Consider the following 1104-nt stretch of genomic DNA (forward strand, 5'->3'; position numbering starts at 1 on the left):
TTGTCTTCGTTATCGGTGGTTCTTTACTGCTATTCGCGGTGAAAGGTGCGGCGGTACGTGTTCGTGGTAACTTTGATTTAGTGTCACGCGAAAACGCACTTCTTGCCAATAACGTCTTGCTAATTGCAGCTCTTGTGGTCGTCTTAGTTGGTACGTTGTTGCCATTGGTTCACAAGCAGCTCGGTTTGGGCTCGGTTTCTATCGGTGCCCCATTCTTCGATATGCTATTTGCATGGCTCATGATGCCGTTTGCCTTCTTGCTAGGTATCGGTCCTCTTATCCGTTGGAAGCGTGACCAGTTATCTTCGATTGTGAAGCCTATGCTTGTGTCGGGCACTGTGTCTCTGGCGTTGGCGGCGGTTTGTGTATTCCTATTTGCTGATTTCTTCTCAGTGATGGCGTACATCGGCTGGGTTATGTCGATTTGGATCGTGGCAATGCATGCGTTCGAATTGCATGAGCGTGCGACGCACCGTCACAGTTTTGCTGAAGGTGTTCGTAAGCTTCAACGTAGCCACTGGGCGATGATGTTTGGTCATATCGGTCTTGCTGTGACGATCATTGGTATCGCTATGGTACAAAATTACAGCATTGAGCGTGATGTGCGTTTAGCGCCAGGTGAACACTTCCAAATCGAAGGTTATGATTTCTACTTCTCGGGTCTTCGTGATAAAGACGGTCCGAACTACGATGGTTACATCGCTGATTTCGAAATCACACACGATGGTAAGTACATCAATACACTTCATGCCGAGAAGCGTTTCTACCGCACCGCGAAGTCGATGATGACAGAAGCGGCCATTGATCGTGGCATCACTCGCGACCTTTACATCGCGATGGGGGAGCGTTTGGAAGATAACCGTTCTTGGGCGGTGCGCATTTACTACAAGCCGTTCGTACGTTGGATCTGGGCTGGCTCTTTGATCATGGCATTAGGTGGCGCACTAGCGATTTCTGATAAGCGTTACCGCTTCCGTAAGTCATCGAAAAAGAACGCAAAGTCAAACGAGCAGGTAGCATAAAATGAATAAGAAAATCTTGTTTATCCCGTTGGTTGCTTTCTTAGTTCTGGCGGGGATCTTCGCAACACAGTTGGTTCGTAAC

1 protein-coding gene and 1 pseudogene are annotated in these 1104 nt (G+C 48.3%); both read left to right on the plus strand.

Going from position 1 to position 1104, the window contains the following annotated elements; translation table 11 throughout:
* Window positions 1-1022, plus strand: a 1022-nt coding sequence (locus tag R7E78_RS24510) for a cytochrome c-type biogenesis CcmF C-terminal domain-containing protein (RefSeq protein WP_318058392.1), incomplete at its 5' end; no start/stop codon positions are given.
* A gap of 1 nt (window position 1023) precedes the next feature.
* Window positions 1024-1104 (plus strand): annotated as a pseudogene (locus R7E78_RS24515) (DsbE family thiol:disulfide interchange protein); the annotation flags it as partial.

The sequence above is a fragment of the Vibrio sp. YT-19(2023) genome (assembly GCF_033337395.1).